Origin of the sequence: Streptomyces sp. NBC_00252 (assembly GCF_036187565.1) — a bacterium.
Taxonomy (GTDB): domain Bacteria; phylum Actinomycetota; class Actinomycetes; order Streptomycetales; family Streptomycetaceae; genus Streptomyces.
Map to the genome: position 1 here is coordinate 8,484,238 of NZ_CP108087.1, position 14,665 is coordinate 8,498,902.

Consider the following 14,665-nt stretch of genomic DNA (forward strand, 5'->3'; position numbering starts at 1 on the left):
AGAGGCAAGGAACCCCCGACATGAGCAACCCCTTCGAGAACCCCGACGGCGTCTACTCCGTTCTCGTCAACGACGAGGGCCAGCACAGCCTGTGGCCCGACTTCGTGGACGTGCCGGCGGGCTGGACGGTCGCCTACGGACCGGCCGCGCGGCAGGAGTGCCTCGACCACATTGAGGCCAACTGGACGGACATGAGGCCGAAGAGCCTGGTCGACGGGGTCTGAGCACACGAAAGGGGGGCGGGTCCGAGATGTTCTCGGACCCGCCCCCCTTTCGCGTTCCCTGGCGTCAGGAGGCCGGCTGCTCGACCTTCGTCGACGTCTTGCCGTCCACCGCCGCCGCGAGCTGCGGCACCATGCGGTCCAGGACGTAGGGGATGCTCAACACCGTGGACAGGGACACCGCGTTGCCGTAGTCGCTGGACTCCTTGACGAAGACCTCGCGGCCCTGCTTCACCACGTTCAGGTCGCCGTAGATCTTGTCGCTGTGCAGCTTGGTGACGGCCGTGGTGGTGTCCGGCACGATCCACACGGCGACCTTCTGGTCGAGAAGGTCGTAGCGCTCCTTGCTGATGTTCGCGCCGAACGTGTCACCGATGACCTTGTCGAGGTCCTTCGGCAGCGAGAAGCCCAGGTCGGAGAGGAGGCGGGAGCGCGGGTCCTGGCTGCCGTAGACGAAGACGCCCTCGTACGGGGTCGCCATCACGGCCGACGTCCCGGCGAACGCGGGGTTGGCCTTCTTGGCCGCGGCGAACTTGGCCTCGACGCCCGACACCAGGGTCTTGGCCTCGTCGGCCTTGCCCATCGCCTTGCCGATCTCCTCGGTCTGCTGCTGCCACGGCACGCCGTAGTCGTTGTAGGCCTTCGGCTGGGCGACGACCGGCGCGAACTGCGACAGGCTCTGGTACTGCGCCTTCGTCAGGCCCGAGTAGACCGCGAGGATCAGGTCGGGCTTCAGCGCGGCGATCTTCTCCACCTGCGGGCCGGTGCCGGTGTCCTTGAGGACGGTCGGCGCCGGTGAACTCCCCAGCTTGTCCTTGGCCCAGGGGCCGATCGCGCCCTTGTAGCCGCCGAGCCACTCGGTCGTGCCGACCGGCACCTTGCCCAGCGCGAGGACCGCGTCCTGGTCGGTGAGACCGACGGTGACGATGCGCTTGGGCTCGGACTTGATCGTCGTACTGCCGAACTTGTGGGCGATCGTCACCGGGAAGGCGTCCGCGGAGGCCTTCGAGTCCGACCCTGACGTGTCCGAACCGGACGACGTGGAGTCGGAGTTGGAGGAACCACAGCCGACCGCCGTGACGGCCAGCAGGAGTACGGAGGCGAGCAGGCCGGACAGCCGGGAGGCTCTGGTGGCGCGGGGCATCGGATGATCCTTCTGTTCGTCGCGATGGGTTCGGCGGGGGGTGACAGGTCTTCGGCGGCGGCGGGCTAATGGGCGTCGGGGGCGGCCTCGGCGGAGCGGCTGCCGGACCAGGCGTGCCACAGGGCCGCGTACTGGCCCTGGGCGGTGAGGAGTTCGTCGTGCGTGCCGTTCTCCACGACCCGGCCGTCGCTCAGCACGACCACCCGGTCCGCGGAGGCGGCCTGGCTGAGCCGGTGCGCCACGACCAGCGCGGTCCGCCCGCGCAGCGCCTGCTCGGCGGCCTCGTCGAGCTGCCGCGCCCCCGAACTGCCCGCCTCCGCGGTCGCTTCGTCGAGCACGACCACGGGCGGATCGGCCAACAGCAGCCGGGCGAGGGCGAGTTGCTGAGCGCGGTCGGCGGTGAGCCGATGGCCACCGTCACCGACCACGGTGTCGAGCCCCTCCGGCAACGCCTCGACCCAGCCGAGCGCGCCCACCGTGTCGAGTGCCTCCCGGAGTTCCTCGACGTCCGCGCCCGGGCGGGCCAGCCGCAGATCGTCCGCGAGCGGCCCGGCGAAGACATGCACCTCCTGGGTGACGAGCCCGACCAGGTGACCGGCCTCGTCCGGTTCGGCGCCGCCGACGTCGATCCGGCCCGACTGCGGGCGGTGCAGCCCCGCGACCAGCTTGGCCAGGGTGGTCTTGCCCGCACCGGTCGTACCGACCAGCGCCACCCGTTCCTTGGGCCGGATCTCCAGGTCGACGTCGTGCAGCACCGGGCGGCCCGGCACATACGCGTGGGAGACACCGGTCAGCGTCACGGACGGGGGACCGCCCGCCGTCGTACGGTCGTCCGCGCGGTCGGCGATCACCGGCGCGGGTTCGTCCACGACCCCGACGAGCCGTGCCAGCCCGGCCGTTGCCGACTGGGCGTCGTCGAGCAGCACCAGCGCGGTATTGACCGGGCCGAAGAGACTGGCGAAGTACAGGGCGGCCGCGGTGGCCGTACCGACCGAGGCGGAACCGTCGCGCACCAGCAGGAACCCGGTGACGAGCACGGCGGACAGCCCCAGGTACTCGGCGATGTGCAGCCGGCTGTAGAAGCGCAGCATCAACTGCACGCCGCTCATGGTCAGTTCGACCGCCGAGCGCGACCGCTCGGTGACGCGTCGGCTGTGATCCTTCTGCAGGCGGTACGCCCGTACGGTGCGCGCCCCGCCGATCGTGTCCAGCAACTGCTGCTGCTGAGTGCCGGTCGCGATGCGCTCCTTTGCGTACAGGGGAACGGCGTTGCGCACATACCAGCGCGCGGTGTGCGACTGCACCGGCACCGCGATCAGCGCGGCCAGCAGGAACCGCCAGTCCAGCAGGGCGAGCGCGCCCAGCGTCAGCACGATCGACAGCGCGGACCGTGCCAGCTCGGGCAGCGCCCCGCGCACGGCGTCGGCGACCCGTGAAACGTCCCGCGTGACACGGGAGTTGAGGTCACCCGAACCGGCCTTCTCCACCCGGTCCAGGGGGAGCGACAGGGCCCGCTCGACGAAGAGTTCGCGCAGCCGGGCGAGCGCGGTCTCGCCGAGCCGGGAGATCAGCGACATCCCGAGCGCGGTGGTCACGCCCTGCACCACCGCCACCCCGGCGAGCGCGACGACCGGGAAGGTGAGGGCGTCGGGGGAGCGGTGCTCGGTGACGACGTCGACGATGTGGCCCAGCAGCGGCTGGGTGAGCAGTCCGACGGCCGTGGCGAGCACCATCAGTCCGAACCCGGCGACGGCCAATCCCCGCTGCGGGCGCAGGAGTTCACGGACCGCGGCGCGGGTGCGGGCGGGGGTGGCCGTGGGGAGGAGAGCGCGGTCCGTGTCCACGTGGGCGGCCTCCACCTCTTCGCCCCCTGTTGTCTCGGCTCCCGTCGTCATGCCAGCACCGCCGTCCGGTAGGTCGCGTCGGTCCGTACGAGGTCCGCGTGGGTGCCCTCGGCGCCGACGCGGCCGGCGTCGAGGAGAATCACGTGGTCGGTGACGGCGAGCAGGGCCGGGCTGTTGGTCACCACGATCGTGGTGCACCCCTGCCGGAACTCGCGCAGGCCGCTCGCGATACGCGCCTCGGTCACCGTGTCGACGGCGGTCGTCGGATCGTGCACGACCAGGACCGGCGGCCCGGCGCGCAACGCCCGTGCCAGCAGCACGCGTTGACGCTGCCCGCCCGACAGCGACCGGCCGCCCTCGCCGACACCGGTCGCGGTGCCGTGCGGCAGGGAGTCGGCGACCTCGTCGGCGCGGGCGGCGGCCATGGCGTGCTCGGTCCGGAGATCGGGCTCCGCGTCCGCCGTACCGCTCCCGGACTCCTCGTCCGGCGTCACGTTCGCGGCCAACGAGCCCTCGAAAAGCGCCGCGTCATGGGCGGCGACCAGCACGGCCGCCCGAAGTCCCGCCGGATCAAGGCGAGTCAGCGGCACGCCGTCCAGCTCGACCGACCCCGACTCGGGGTCCGTCTCCCGGCCGAGGCACCGCAGCAGGGCCTCGGCACCGGCCGGGTCCGTCACCGCGATGCCGGTCAACCGCCCGGCGGGCAGGTCGAGATCGAGGCCGTCGAGCCCGCCGAGCCGTACGCCACGCAGCCGCAGTTCGCCGCGCACGGGCTCGGCGACCGGGTCGTCGCCGTCCACCACCGCGTGCCCGGTGGCCAGCACCTCCGCGACGCGCGCGGCCGAGGCGCGGCCCTGCGCCAGCTCGGCGTTGACCCAGGCGAACGTCTCCAACGGCCCCAGCAGGAACAGCGCGAGCCCCACCGCGGACACCAACTGCCCCAACGTGAGGGAGCCGTCGAGGGCGAGCCGTCCGCCCACGAGGGCGATCAGCGCGATGAACCCACCGGTGAGCGCGAGCACGAGCCCCGTCTGCCAGGACTCGGCACGCGCCGAACGCAGCGTCGCGGCAAGGGAGATACGACTTGTCCGGCGATACCGCTCGACGGCGGCGTCCTGCGCACCGAGCCCCTTCAGCACCCGCAGCCCGGCCACCAGGTCGGCGGCCACGCCCGACGCGTGAGCGGCCTTGTCCTGCTCGGCCTCGCTCCGCCGCTCCAGCGGCTTGCTCAGCAGATGCCCCAGCCACAGCAGCACGGGCGTGCCCAGCAGCACGATCAACCCGAGGGTCACGGACGTCAGCAGCAGCGCGACGGCGGCCACGGTGACGCCGGATATCGCCCACATACCGGCCATCAGCGCCATGTTGACCGCGCCGACCCGCTTGGCGTCCTCGGTGGCGACGTTGGCGAGTTCCCCGGGCAGCCGTCCCTCCTCGGCGCCGCCACGGGCGTCGAGCACGCGGTCCACGATCGCCAACCGGAGTGTGTGCGCGGCCTCTTCGGCCCCGCGCTCACCGGCCTTGGCGCCGAGCCGGAAACTCCACGACAGCGTCACGTACATGACGGCGAGGACACCGAGCCAGAGCGCCAGCCGGCCCGCGTCCTGCCCGTCGACGGCCTGGTCGATGACGACACCGATGAGCACCGGCACCAGGGCTTCCCCCAGTTGGTGCACGCTTCCGAGCGCCGAACCGAGCGCGACACGTCGTAGCTGTCCCTTGACCGAGCGCGTCAGGACGGCCCGCCCCGACAGTTCCCCTGCTCCCACCAGCCACCCTCCGGAAACCGGCCAACTTAGGCAAGGCTACCTTAAGTGAATCTGCGGTAGGTGATGCGCTTTCGGTCCGCCCGGGACGTAACGGAGCGGTTTCGATGCGGCCGTCGGAGCCGTCGTCGGAGGGGCGCTGCCGTTCGATGCCGGGCGGTAGGCTTCCTGAGTGCGCCCGTTTCACGCTTCGCGGCGCACGCCGGCAAGTCAGACAGTCCGCGCGTTCAGGAGGACCGGCGTTGCACGTCCAGGAATGGCTCGACTCGGTTCCGGCGGTGGCCGTCTACGCCGTGGTGGCACTCGTCATCGGGGTGGAGAGCCTGGGCATCCCGCTGCCGGGCGAGATCGTCCTGGTCTCCGCGGCACTGCTCTCCTCCCAGCACTCGGGCATCAACCCGATCGTCCTGGGCGCCTGCGCGAGCCTCGGCGCGGTGATCGGCGACTCCATCGGCTACGCGATCGGCCGCAAGGGCGGACGCCCGCTGCTGGCCTGGCTGGCGGAGAAGTTCCCGAGACACTTCAGCGAAGGCCATGTGGCCACCGCGGAGCGGTCCTTCGAGAAGTGGGGCATGTGGGCCGTCTTCTTCGGCCGCTTCATCGCCCTCCTCCGCATCTTCGCCGGTCCCCTCGCGGGCGTACTCCGCATGCCCTACTGGAAGTTCCTGATCGCCAACCTCCTGGGCGGGGTCGTCTGGGCCGGCGGCACCACGGCGGTCGTCTACTACGTGGGAATGGTCGCCGAGGACTGGCTGAAGCGTTTCTCGTACTTCGGCCTGGCGGCGGCGGTACTGGTGGGCGTGGCCTCCATGCTGATCGTGCGCCGCAGGGCGCAGAAGATGACCGCGGAGAAGAACGAACCCGAACCGGTGAGCGCCGCCGACTGACGAAGGGGCGCGGGGAACCGCGCGCCCAGTCACGACGCGCCCGCCCCCGCCGACGGTCTACTCATGCACTTCGCGATGCGCCTTCGCCAACTCCGCGTACATCGTCCCGTTGAGGGTCAGCCCCTCCCGCTCCTCGGAACTGAGCTCCCGCCGAACCTTCGCCGGCACCCCCGCGACGAGTGACCCCGGCGGCACCACCATCCCCTGCGGCACCAGCGCCTGCGCCGCAACCAGCGAACCCGCCCCGATCACCCCCCCGTTGAGCACCGTGGCCCCCATCCCGACAAGGCAGTCGTCCTCAACGGTCGCCCCGTGCACCACCGCGTTGTGCCCCACGGAAACCCGCGCACCCACACTCACCGGAAACCCCGGATCCGCGTGCAGCGTGCAGTTGTCCTGGATGTTGCTGTCCGCCCCGACGACGATCCGCTCGACATCGCCCCGCACCACCGCGCCGTACCAGACACTCGCCCCGGCGGACAGCGTCACGTCCCCGATCACGGACGCCGTAGGGGCCACGAACGCCGACTCGTCGACCTTCGGCTCCCGGCCGCCCATACCCACGATCAACGCCCTGTGCGTCATGAAGCCCTCCAAGCTGTCGCAGACACCCGCACGGTACGACACCGGTGGGGCGAAGATCACAGCGGCCGGGCCTCATGGGTGTGACGCGCGCTGAGTACGGTGAGCGAGTGCCCAAAAGCAAGAACACGTTCTCATCATGGCGGCGCCGCCTCGTACAGGACGCCGTCCACGCGGGCTGGGCCTGGGTGCAGCGCACGGGCTCGGTGACCGCCGAGCGCCCCGGCCGCTTCCGGTTCGGCGCCATCGGCGAGGCCACCCGGCTGGCCTTCCCGCTGGGCACGGTCTTCGGCGAACCCTGGATCCACCTCGGCTCCCACTGCATCGTCGGCGAACAGGTCACCCTCACGGCGGGCCTGATGCCCGACCTCGACCTCGGCCCGGACCCGATCCTGCGCGTGGGCGACGGCGTGGTCCTCGGCCGCGGCAGCCACGTCATCGCCGACACGACGGTCACCATCGGCAGCGACTGCTACTTCGGGCCGTACGTGTACGTGACGTCCACGAACCACTCCTACGACGACCCGCACGAGCCCATCGGCAAGCAGTGGCCCCGGATGGAACCCGTCGAGATCGGCTCGGGCTGCTGGATCGGCACCGGCGCGGTGATCCTGCCCGGCGCGCGGATCGGCCGGAACGTGGTCGTGGCGGCCGGCGCGGTGGTCCGGGGCACGGTGCCCGACCATGCCGTGGTCGCGGGGGCACCCGCCCGGGTCGTACGCCGCTGGACACCCACGGAGGGCTGGCAGCCGCCGCTCCGCACCCCCGCCCCGGTGCCGATCCCGGCGGACATCACCCCGGACCAGCTGCGCGCCCTCGCGGACCTGGACGAGGCGGGCGCGGCACGGCTCGCCGAACTGGACGACAACGCGATCGCGAGGCTGGCGGAACTGGACGCGGACGCCTGAGCCGAACGGGCAACGGGCGTTGGCCGCACGGCAATTGGCACCCTGCGCCGGCAACCCGCACAGGCCACCGACCAGGAGCCACACCCCGCCCTCACCCCGTAGCCAGCAACAACGTCCCCACCAACGCCAGCCCCGCCCCCGCCGCCTGGATCACCCGCAACCGCTCGCTCAGAAACCCCCGCGCCGCCAGCGCCGTGACCACCGGATACAGCGAGGCCAGCACCGCCGCCACCGTCACCGGCCCGTGCTGCGCCGCGATCGAGTACGTTCCGTTGGCCGCCACATCGGCCAGCCCCACGAAGGCCAGCGCCGGCAGGGAAGTCCAGGGGAAGCCGCCCTCCGGAAGCGCGACCCCGCCCCGCCGTACCGAGGCGTACAGCGCCGCCCCACCCGTCGCCACGTTGGTGAGCCGCTGCACGAACAGCGCGAGGAACAGCCCGGTCACCGTCGTCGAGGCCTCCGCGATGAGCGCGAACACCGTGCCGAAGCCGAGCGCGGCGATCAGGGTCAGCAGGATCGCCTGGCGCTGCACGGGCGCGCCCCGCAGCTGGGGGCCGCCCGCGAGGACGACCCCGGTGACGGCGACCGCGATCCCCGCCGCCTGCATCAGGCCGGGCCGCTCGCCGAGGAACAGACCCACCCCGACCGGTACGGCCACGCTCAGTGTCGCGAGCGGGGAGACGACGCCCATCGGGCCCAGCGCGAGCGCCTTGTAGAAGCTGAACAGCGCGACCGGCCCGACCAGCCCCGCCGCGAACGCGAACCACAGCCGGGGCCCGGCCTCGCTCCAGCCCCCGGTGGCCACCACGACCGCGCCGAGCACGGCCGCCGCGATGCCCTGCGAGACCACGACCACCGTCAGCGCCGGACTGCGCCGGGTCAGCAGGCCGCCGCCGAAGTCGGCCAGTCCCCACAGGAGGCTGGTGGCCAGGGCGAAGAATGCTGTCACGGGGTGCCTCGCAGTACAGTTCGGTGAACGAGCCGGTGCATCACACCGTAGTTCGCTGAATTGAACTCTGTCATCCACAATAGTGAACTGAAGGTACAGGCGAACGTGTCGGACCTCGACCTGCTGACCCAGTCCCTGGCGCGCAACGTCAAGCACTGGCGCTCCGTGCGCGGCTTCACCCTGGACGTGCTCGCCGCCCGGGCCGCCGTCAGCCGGGGCATGCTCATCCAGATCGAGCAGGCCCGCACCAATCCCAGCATCGGCACGGTCGTCAAGATCGGCGACGCCCTCGGCGTCAGCATCACCACCCTGCTCGACTACGAACAGGGCCCGAAGGTCCGCGTGGTGCCCGCCGAGCGCGCCGTACGGCTCTGGCACACCGACGCCGGCAGCTACAACCGCCTCCTCGCCGGCACCGAGGCCCCCGGCCCGCTGGAGATGTGGGACTGGCGGCTGATGCCGGGGGAGTCCAGCCCCTCCGAGCCCCACCCCACCGGCACGGTCGAACTGGTCCACGTCACCACGGGCGAACTGACCCTCACCGTCGACGGCGAGGACCATGTGGTCCCGGCCGGTGCGAGCGCCACCTTCGAGGCCAACACCCCGCACACGTACGGGAATCGGGGCGAGGAGCCGATGGAGATGATGATGATGGTCTCGGTCCCGCCGGTGCGCGGAGACACCCCGTGAGCAGCGGCCGCACGCCTGTTAGCGTGCCGTCATGCACGCACCCATCGGACACTTCGACCACGCCGTCCCGGCCCCCGACTGCCTCGACGAGCTGACCCGCCCGGTCGCCGACGCCGTGCGCGCCTGGCGCGGCAGCGTCCCCGCCGAGCAGTTCGTCTACGTCGACACCGACCCCGAGTGGGCCGACACCGCGACCTTCGTCGAGCACTACGGCCAGGACCTGCTGGAGCGGTCCGCCAACTGTGTGGTCGTCGCCGGGAAGCGCGGCGGCGAGACCATGCTCGCCGCGTGCGTGGTCCTCTCCACCACCCGCGTCGACGTGAACGGCGTCGTCCGCCGCCAACTCGGCGCCCGCAAGGCCTCGTTCGCGTCCATGGACACCGCGACGGGCGAGAGCGGCATGGAGTACGGCGGCATCACCCCCGTCGGACTCCCCGCCGACTGGCCGGTGTTGGTGGACTCGGCCGTCGTCGACCTGCCCTACGTCCTGGTCGGCAGCGGACGCCGCCGCGGCAAACTCCTCGTCCCCGGCAAGGCGTTCGCCGAACTCCCGGGCGCGGTCGTCCTGGAGGGCCTGGGCGTCGCCTGACCCCCCTCGACCTCAGACCATGCTGTGGTGGGCCAACTCCCCATGCGGGTCCGCCTCCCCGGGCACCGGCGCCGGATCGGCGTGCACGAGAGCGGCCGTGAGCCGCGGCACCGCGTGCAGCAGGGCGTGCTCCGCCGCTACGGCGACGGCGTGGGCCTGCCGCACCGTCGCCTCCCCGTCCACGACGACCGCCACCTCCGCGCGCAGCCGGTGCCCGATCCACCGCAGCCTCAACTCGCCCACTCCGCGCACCCCTTCGACGTCCCGCAGGGCGTGCTCGGCCCGGTCCACCAGGTCGGGATCGACGGCGTCCATCACCCGCCGGAACACCTCGCGCGACGCGTCCCGCAGGACCAGCGCGATGGCGGCCGTGATCGCCAACCCCACGATCGGGTCGGCGAGTTGCCACCCGAGCGCCGAACCGCCGGCCCCGATCAGCACGGCCAGCGAGGTGAACCCGTCGGTGCGGGCGTGGAGTCCGTCGGCGACGAGTGCGGCCGACCCGATCTCCCGGCCCACCCGCATCCGGTACCGCGCCACCCACTCGTTGCCGACGAACCCGACGAGCGCCGCGACGGCGACCACCGGGACGTGTGTCATGGGCCGGGGATCGAGCAGCCGGTCCACCGCCGCCCAGGCCGCGAAGGCCGCCGACGCGGCGATCGTCAGCACGATCGCGATCCCGGCCAGGTCCTCGGCGCGCCCGTAGCCGTAGGTGAAGCGGCGGGTGGCGGCCCGGCGGCCGAGGACGAACGCGATGCCGAGCGGTACGGCGGTCAGTGCGTCGGCCGCGTTGTGCACCGTGTCCCCGAGCAGCGCGACCGACCCGGACACGAACACCACGGCCGCCTGGACCAGCGCCGTCATCCCGAGCACCGCGAGCGACACCCACAGGGCGCGCATTCCGCGGGCCGAGGACTCCAGCGCGGAGTCGAGCTTGTCGGCGGTCTCGTGGGAGTGCGGGGTGAGGAGGTGGCCGAGCCGGTGACGGAGGCCGGTGGAGGAGTGGTCGTGGGGATGCGGGTGGTCGTGGCCGTGGTCGTCGTGCGGGTGGGCGTGCTCGTGTTCGTGGTGGTGCTGGTCGTTCACGTGGGTCCCCTTCCGGCGCGCGGTGGACGTCGCGCGCCCACGGAGCCATTATGTGCGTATGAGCGCACGCATGCACCTGTCACCTGCGCACGATGCGCATCCGCGCACCCCGGGCGAGGAACAGTTCGCCCTGGCCGCCGAACTCCTGGCCCTGCTCGGCGACCGCACCCGCCTGACCCTTCTCCACGCCTTGACGGCGGGCGAGGCCGACGTCACCACCCTCACGGAGGCCTGCGACGCGGCCCGCCCCGCCGTCAGCCAGCACCTGGCGCGGCTGCGCCTCGCGGGCCTGGTGACCACGCGCAAGGAGGGCCGCCGGGTGATCTACGCGCTGAGCGACGGCCACCTGCGACGGCTGGTCGACGAGGCGTTGAACGTGGCGGACCACCGGCTCACCGACCGCCCGCCGCACGACTGACCGCCGTACAACTGCCGGTCGCCGCTCAGGAGTTGGGGTTCATGCCGAGGTAGCTCTCCGCGAACGCGCGTCCCGCGGCCGGGGATTCGAAGACGCGGCGGAGCCGGGCGAGGGTGGTGCCCGCGAGGTACGGGTCGCCGGACGAGGCGCCGTGGTACACGTCGGACAGCCACTGGGAGAACTCCTGGTACTCCCAGACGCGGCCGAGGCAGGCCTCCGAGTAGCCGCCCAGGCCCGCGGAGTCGCCCTTCGTGAGGTGGGCGACGAGAGCGTCGCCGAGCAGGAACGCGTCGTGCAGGGCGAGGTTCATGCCCTTCGCGGCGATGGGGGCGGTGAGGTGGGCCGCGTCGCCCGCGAGGAAGAGGCGGCCGAACACCATCGGTTCGACCACGTAGTTGTGCATGTCCAGCACGCGCTTCTCGATCAGCCGGCCCTCGGTCAGCGGCGGAGCGCCGGTCGCGGCGAGGCGGTGCTGCAGCTCGGACCAGACGCGCTCGTGCGGCCAGTTGTCCGGGTCGTCGCCCGGCGGGCACTCCAGGTAGTAGCGGGTGACCTCGGGGCTGCGCGCCATGTGCCCGGCGAAACCGCGCGGATGGACGCCGAACACCACGCAGTCCGAGGACGGCGGTGCCTCCGCGAGCAGCGCGAGCCAGCCGACGCCGTAGTCGTGCCGCGCGACCCGGGCCCGCTCCGGCGGCAGCGCGGCCCGGCTCACCCCGCGCGCACCGTCGCAGCCCGCCACGAAGTCACCGCGCACGAGCCGCCGTTGACCGGTCACCGGGTCGGTGTACGACACCGTCGGGCGGTCGGTGTCGAGGTCGTGCAGCCGGACGTCCTGGACGCCGAAGCGGATCTCGCCGCCCCGCACGTCCGCGTACTCGCGCACGAGGTCCGTGACGAGCAACGGCTGCGGGTAGACGAAGTGGTGATGCCCCGTCAGCTCCGTGTAGCCGAACCGGTGCCGCTGCCCGGCGAACCGGAACTCGCACTCGGTGTGCACCAGCGCCCGCTCCAACAGCCGCTCGGCGAGCCCCCGTTGCCGCAGTCCGCGGACGGCCCACTCCTCGATGACGCCGGCACGTGGCCGCTGCTCTATGAACTCCCGGGTCTCTGTCTCCAGCACGAGGCAGTCGATCCCGGCGGCGCGGAGGATGTTGCCGACGGCGAGTCCGGCGGGTCCCGCGCCCACGACGACGACCGGAAAGTGGTCTGCGGACGGGGAGTCGGGGTGGGGGGAAGTCGAGGTCACCCGCCCAGTATGACGGTGTGCAGACAGCCGAAACCGGCCGCCTGGACGGCGGCCGGTTCGGGTACTGGCGGGGCGGGGACGGGATCAGTGCGTGGGCACGTCCACGACCACGACCTCGTCGATGCTGCGCTGGATCTCCTCCGGGCGGGAGGCGACGGCGCGGGCCCAGTGGTAGATGGCCAGGGAGAACGCCGCGATGATCAGGATGTCCCACCAGAGCGGGATGTTGCCCTGGCCGCCGAAGCCGCCCTGCCAGGAGATGACGCCCATGCCGATCAAGTAGACCGGCAGCCACTGGGCGGCCCTGAAGTCCAGCCGGGGCGCGTCGGGCAGGTTCTTGCGCTTGGCGTAGAAGGCGTAGCCGCCGAGCAGCGCGTAGCCGAGGACGATCGCCACGCCGAGCCGCCAGAGGATGCCCCAAGTCGCCCAGTAGATGATGAGGTTGGCGACCACGAAGGACAGCGGGGAGATCACCTTGCCGCCGGGGAGGCGGTACGGGCGGTCGTGGTCCGGGAGCTTGTCGGTGAAGACGCCGTAGGCCAGCGGGGCGCCCGCGTACATCAGGACGCTCGCCGAGGTGATGAAGCCGACCAGCTGCTGCCAGCTCGGGAAGGGCAGGAAGCAGACGACGCCGGTCACGAAGGAGAGGATCAGGCCGAACCACGGCACGCCCCGGGCGTCGGTCTTCTCGAACAGCTTCGGCGCGTAGCCGTTGCGGGAGAGGCCGTAGGAGACGCGGGAGGTGGCGGTCGTGTAGATCAGGCCGGTGCCGGCGGGGGAGACCACGGCGTCGAGGTAGAGGACGACGCTCAGCCAGCCGAGGCCGACGAGAGTGGCCAGACCCGCCCAAGGACCGTCGATCCCGGGGAAGTTGAGCTTGCCCCAGCCGTGCGCGAACGTGCTGTGCGGCAGCGCGGCGATGAACACGACCTGGAGCAGGACGTAGATGGTCGCGCCGATCGCGACCGAGCCGAGGGTCGCGCGGGGCAGGTCGCGCCTCGGGTTGCGGCTCTCGCCCGCGAGCTGGATCGCCTGCTCGAAGCCGAGGAGGGCGAAGATGATGCCGCTGGTGCTGATCGCGCTCAGGACCCCCTTGGCGCCGAAGGGCGCGAAGGTCTCCGAGGTGAAGTTGCCCGGGTGGAAGTTGCCCACCGCGACGATGAAGATCGTGGCCAGCGGTACCGCGATCTTCCACCAGGTGGCCGCGCTGTTCGTATGGGCGAGGACCTTCACGCCCAGGAAGTTGACCGCGACGAACACCGCCATCAGCACGATCGCGACGATCAGGCCGCTGGTCGTGAGGGTGCTGTCCTTCGCGTGCAGATAGCCCTTCGCGAAGTCCCAGTGACCGGCGTAGCCGATCATGGCCTCGACCTCGATGGGGGCCACGGTTGCCGCCTGCAGCCAGGAGAACCAGCCGAACGACATGCCCGCCAGGCCGCCGAAGGCGTAGTGCGGATAGCGGGCCGTGCCGCCCGCCACCGGGAACATGCCGCCGAGTTCGGCGTGCACGAGCGCGAGCAGCACGATCGCTATGGCGCCGATCACCCACGAGATGATCGCCGCGGGGCCCGCGACCATGACGGCGTTCTTCGCGCCGTACAGCCACCCGGACCCGATGATGGAGCCCACCGAGGCCCACATCAGTCCGATCAGTCCGACGTCCCGGCGCAGTCCGCCCGGTTTGTTCGCGGCCTCCGGGAGAACCTGATCAACACTCGCCATGTCAAGGCGCCTCTCGAAGTCAACACGCATGCTTAACGGTCGGGAGGCCTCAGGCTAGGAATGCATGAATATTTTCAGAAGTGCGTTGCCTGAAATTTGACTTGTCCTGGAGAGCTTCTTTTACACAGCGCCCGCACAGGTCGGCGCAGGTCAGCCCAGCCGCGGGATCTCGATCGCCGGGCAGCGGTCCATGACCATGTCGAGACCCGCGGCGCGGGTCCGGTCGTACGCGGACTCGTCGATGACGCCGAGCTGGAACCAGACGGCCTTCGCGCCGACGGCGACCGCCTCGTCGGCGACCGGGCCCGCGAGGTCGCTGTTGACGAAGACGTCGACGACGTCCACCGCGAAGGGGATGTCCGCGAGGGAGGCGTACCCCTGCTCGCCGTGCACCGTCTCCGCCTTGGGGTGGACGGGTACGACGCGCTTGCCGAAGCGCTTCAGCACCTCGGCGACGCCGTAGGCCGCCCGCGACCGGTTCGAGGACAGCCCCACGACGGCCCAGGTGTCGCCGGACTCGGTGAGGATCTTGCGGATCGTTGCTGAGTCGCCGTACATGCTCGGTCTCCTTGGAATCGTGCGCGCCCGCTGCTGCCTGCGACAA

15 protein-coding genes are annotated in these 14,665 nt (G+C 71.6%); 6 read left to right on the forward strand and 9 right to left on the reverse strand.

Annotated elements, in window-relative coordinates; translation table 11 throughout:
* Nucleotides 1-20 precede the first annotated feature (20 nt).
* Complete coding sequence (locus OHT77_RS37620; protein WP_266766754.1) at nt 21-224, forward strand: MbtH family protein; 204 nt, start codon at nt 21-23, stop codon at nt 222-224.
* 64 nt (nt 225-288) lie between these two features.
* On the opposite strand, the gene OHT77_RS37625 is transcribed toward OHT77_RS37620, so the two are convergent.
* From OHT77_RS37625 to OHT77_RS37635, 3 genes are all read right to left on the reverse strand, one after another.
* Nucleotides 289-1,365, reverse strand: a complete 1,077-nt coding sequence (locus tag OHT77_RS37625) for an iron-siderophore ABC transporter substrate-binding protein (protein ID WP_328832818.1) — start codon at nt 1,363-1,365, stop codon at nt 289-291.
* Between the two features lie 65 nt (nt 1,366-1,430).
* On the reverse strand, nt 1,431-3,260 hold the full coding sequence (locus OHT77_RS37630; RefSeq protein ID WP_328832820.1) for an ABC transporter ATP-binding protein: 1,830 nt from the start codon (nt 3,258-3,260) through the stop codon (nt 1,431-1,433).
* On the reverse strand, nt 3,257-4,978 hold the full coding sequence (locus OHT77_RS37635; RefSeq protein WP_328832821.1) for an ABC transporter ATP-binding protein: 1,722 nt from the start codon (nt 4,976-4,978) through the stop codon (nt 3,257-3,259). The genes OHT77_RS37630 and OHT77_RS37635 overlap by 4 nt, the downstream gene beginning before the upstream one ends.
* 239 nt (nt 4,979-5,217) lie before the next feature.
* Between OHT77_RS37635 and OHT77_RS37640 the strand changes: the two genes are divergently transcribed.
* The gene (locus OHT77_RS37640) at nt 5,218-5,862 is read left to right on the forward strand and encodes a DedA family protein (RefSeq protein WP_328832822.1); all 645 of its coding nucleotides are present in this window, start codon (nt 5,218-5,220) and stop codon (nt 5,860-5,862) included.
* Between the two features lie 57 nt (nt 5,863-5,919).
* Here OHT77_RS37640 and OHT77_RS37645 read toward each other — a convergent pair whose 3' ends face one another.
* The gene (locus tag OHT77_RS37645) at nt 5,920-6,447 is read right to left on the reverse strand and encodes a gamma carbonic anhydrase family protein (RefSeq protein ID WP_328832823.1); all 528 of its coding nucleotides are present in this window, start codon (nt 6,445-6,447) and stop codon (nt 5,920-5,922) included.
* A 107-nt stretch (nt 6,448-6,554) separates the two neighbouring features.
* Here OHT77_RS37645 and OHT77_RS37650 point away from each other — a divergent pair, with 107 nt between their 5' ends.
* Nucleotides 6,555-7,352 (forward strand): acyltransferase, encoded by a 798-nt coding sequence (locus OHT77_RS37650; RefSeq protein WP_328832824.1) that lies wholly within the window; start codon nt 6,555-6,557, stop codon nt 7,350-7,352.
* Between the two features lie 91 nt (nt 7,353-7,443).
* Here OHT77_RS37650 and OHT77_RS37655 read toward each other — a convergent pair whose 3' ends face one another.
* Complete coding sequence (locus OHT77_RS37655) at nt 7,444-8,301, reverse strand: DMT family transporter (protein WP_328832825.1); 858 nt, start codon at nt 8,299-8,301, stop codon at nt 7,444-7,446.
* 105 nt (nt 8,302-8,406) lie between these two features.
* Between OHT77_RS37655 and OHT77_RS37660 the strand changes: the two genes are divergently transcribed.
* Both OHT77_RS37660 and OHT77_RS37665 read left to right on the forward strand, forming a co-directional pair.
* Nucleotides 8,407-8,991, forward strand: a complete 585-nt coding sequence (locus tag OHT77_RS37660) for a helix-turn-helix domain-containing protein (protein ID WP_328832826.1) — start codon at nt 8,407-8,409, stop codon at nt 8,989-8,991.
* A 31-nt stretch (nt 8,992-9,022) separates the two neighbouring features.
* On the forward strand, nt 9,023-9,580 hold the full coding sequence (locus OHT77_RS37665; RefSeq protein ID WP_328832827.1) for a YbaK/EbsC family protein: 558 nt from the start codon (nt 9,023-9,025) through the stop codon (nt 9,578-9,580).
* Between the two features lie 12 nt (nt 9,581-9,592).
* On the opposite strand, the gene OHT77_RS37670 is transcribed toward OHT77_RS37665, so the two are convergent.
* The gene (locus OHT77_RS37670; RefSeq protein ID WP_328832828.1) at nt 9,593-10,669 is read right to left on the reverse strand and encodes a cation diffusion facilitator family transporter; all 1,077 of its coding nucleotides are present in this window, start codon (nt 10,667-10,669) and stop codon (nt 9,593-9,595) included.
* 58 nt (nt 10,670-10,727) lie between these two features.
* On the opposite strand from OHT77_RS37670, the gene OHT77_RS37675 reads away from it, so the two are divergent.
* A complete protein-coding gene (locus OHT77_RS37675; protein ID WP_033283450.1) occupies nt 10,728-11,087 on the forward strand; it encodes an ArsR/SmtB family transcription factor in 360 nt (119 codons plus the stop codon).
* Nucleotides 11,088-11,112: 25 nt separating this feature from the next.
* On the opposite strand, the gene OHT77_RS37680 is transcribed toward OHT77_RS37675, so the two are convergent.
* The 3 genes from OHT77_RS37680 to OHT77_RS37690 all read right to left on the reverse strand — a co-directional run bounded on the left by OHT77_RS37680 (nt 11,113) and on the right by OHT77_RS37690 (nt 14,619).
* Nucleotides 11,113-12,336, reverse strand: a complete 1,224-nt coding sequence (locus OHT77_RS37680; protein ID WP_328832829.1) for a 4-hydroxybenzoate 3-monooxygenase — start codon at nt 12,334-12,336, stop codon at nt 11,113-11,115.
* An 84-nt stretch (nt 12,337-12,420) separates the two neighbouring features.
* A complete protein-coding gene (locus OHT77_RS37685) occupies nt 12,421-14,061 on the reverse strand; it encodes an APC family permease (RefSeq protein ID WP_328832830.1) in 1,641 nt (546 codons plus the stop codon).
* Between the two features lie 150 nt (nt 14,062-14,211).
* Nucleotides 14,212-14,619, reverse strand: a complete 408-nt coding sequence (locus OHT77_RS37690) for a CoA-binding protein (RefSeq protein ID WP_328832831.1) — start codon at nt 14,617-14,619, stop codon at nt 14,212-14,214.
* Between the last annotated feature and the right edge of the window lie 46 nt (nt 14,620-14,665).